Here is a 2,385-nt window from a genome sequence, read left to right on the forward strand (position 1 = left end):
CCCTACGACGAGGAACTGTTCAAGAAGCTGCTGGCTGAACAATAAGCCTGAAAGGTCGCAGAAATTGGTGGCCACGGCTCCGCTTCTTGCCGCGCGGGGGGTGTCGAAGTCCTTCTTCGGCAACCCCGTCCTGCGCGACGTGTCCATCGCTCTCCAGCCGGGACGCGTGCATGCGCTGCTCGGCGAGAACGGCGCCGGAAAGTCGACGCTGATCAACCTCTTGTCCGGTGCCTTGCGCCCGGACGGGGGGGCGATCGAGGTCGATGGGCGCCCGGTGTCGCGCATGACTCCCGCCTATGCGCAACAGGCTGGGATCGCGGTTGTCCAGCAGGAACTCAGCCTGACGGCCAGCCTCTCCATTGCCGAGAACATCGGCCTTGGCGCTTATCCGCGCCGGTTCGGTTTGCTCGACTATCCCGAACTCGCCGGGCGGGCCAGGGCAGCATGCGATCTTGTCGGGCTTCACGAACCGCTCTCGATACCGGTCGGACATTTGACGCTTGGCCGCCGGCAGATGGTGGAGATAGCCAAGGCGCTTTACCGCCGGCCGCGCGTGCTCATTCTCGACGAACCCACTTCGTCGCTTTCGGCAACCGAAACGAAAGTCCTGACGGAGTTGCTGGAGAGGCTGCGCGGCGAGGGCATCGCTATTCTCTACATTTCGCACCGGCTGAACGAAGTCATGGCGCTGTGCCAGCATGTCACTGTCCTGAAGGATGGCACCTGCACGGCGGACCGCACGCTGGAAGGAACCGACGCCAGCGGACTGGTACGGCTGATGGTCGGCCGCGACCCCGGCGACCTCTTTCCGCATTGGCAGCCTTCGGCATCGGCTGCCAGCGCCATCTCGGTTCGCAATTTTTCGGCCGGCCTGATGCGCGATGTCGATCTCGACATCAGGACGGGCGAGGTGCTCGGCATCGGAGGCCTGGTTGGGCAAGGGCAAGAAGATTTGCTGCTCGGCCTCTACGGTGCCATTCCGGCGAGGACGGCATCCGCGACCGTCAACGGTGCTTCGGGTCTACCCGCCGGTGTGCCGAAGGCCAACGCGCTTGGCCTCGCCTATGTCCCGGCCGACCGCAAGCGGGAAGGCCTGCACCTGATCCATTCCATCATCACCAACATGATGCTGCCCGCTTTCGCAAGACTGCCGGCGCTGAAGCTGCGCAGCCGCCGTGCCGAGCGTGAGACGGCAAGAGGTCTCGCCGTCCAGCTTGCCATCAAGGGCGACCTCGGCCGGCCGGCACAGGCCCTGTCGGGCGGCAACCAGCAGAAGGTCGCGCTGGCGAAATGGATGCCGCACGACCCGCTTGTGCTTCTCCTCAATGACCCGACACGCGGCGTCGATGTCGAGACCAAGCGCGAAATCTATATGATGCTTCGCAACTTCGCCGCCGCCGGCAAGGCGGTCGTGCTACTCAGTTCCGACACACCCGAATTGGTGCACCTTTGCGACCGCGTCGCGGTGGTCCGGGAGGGCCACATCGTGGCCATGCTCGAGCGCGGCGCACTGAGCGAGGAAGCGATCGTTTCCGCCGCGATGGGCGCCGAACAGCGCAAGGTGGCGGCATGAGTACGGTGGGCTCCTCAAGGCAAACCGGCGCTCTCTACTGGCCGGTTCAGCTGCGCCGCAATGTCGGCGTGCGGGGCCTGTTCGCCGTGGTCATGGCATTCCTCGTCGCCTATGGCGTCCTCTTTCCTGGCCTCTTGACCGGTTCCGGCTTCGCCAAATTCACCCAGAGCTGGTTTCCGCTGGCGCTGGTCGCCATGGCCCAGGCGATCCTCATGCTTACCGGCGGCATCAGCCTAGCCATCGGCGCAATGGTCAGCCTGGGCGCGGTGATCGCCGCGACGATAATGACTGGGCCGCTGGGCGTAGCCGGCGGTGCCGCTGCGGTGGCGCTGACCGGCCTCGGCATCGGTGCCGCGACCGGGTTGATCGTCGTAAAACTTCGGTTGCCGGCGATTGTGGTGACGCTCGCCGGCTCCTTCATCATCGGCGGTGCTGCGCTGCTCATCCTGCCGAGACCCGGCGGCGCCATTCCGGAGTGGCTGTCGGACCTGCTTGCCGGCAACACGCCCGCGGCCTTCGTGCTGCTGGTGCTCATCGTCCTTCTGTGGAAGCTCTATCTCGCCACGCCGCTTGGTTTGAGCCTCTATGCTGCCGGCGAGAATCCGGTCGGCGCCTACCGCTCCGGCGTGCCGGTCGACGGTGCCCGGATCGCCGCCTACGCGATCAGCGGTCTGCTTTGCACAGGCGCCGGCCTGTTCGTCGCCGCGCAAACGGGTTCGGGCGATCCGGTCATCGGCACGGCGTTCACGCTGAATTCCATCGCCGCCGCCGTGCTCGGCGGCATCGGTTTCCTCGGCGGGCAAGGCACGATG

At 65.7% G+C, this 2,385-nt stretch carries 2 protein-coding genes; both read left to right on the top strand.

What is annotated here, in order from left to right; translation table 11 throughout:
• Positions 1 to 64 precede the first annotated feature (64 nt).
• A complete protein-coding gene (locus EOA85_RS32895) occupies positions 65 to 1,573 on the top strand; it encodes a sugar ABC transporter ATP-binding protein (protein WP_127212492.1) in 1,509 nt (502 codons plus the stop codon).
• Positions 1,570 to 2,385, top strand: an 816-nt coding sequence (locus EOA85_RS32900; protein WP_164760047.1) for an ABC transporter permease, incomplete at its 3' end; no start/stop codon positions are given. The genes EOA85_RS32895 and EOA85_RS32900, both read left to right, overlap by 4 nt.

It is taken from the genome of Mesorhizobium sp. M5C.F.Ca.IN.020.29.1.1, from assembly GCF_003997375.1.
GTDB lineage: Bacteria > Pseudomonadota > Alphaproteobacteria > Rhizobiales > Rhizobiaceae > Mesorhizobium > Mesorhizobium wenxiniae.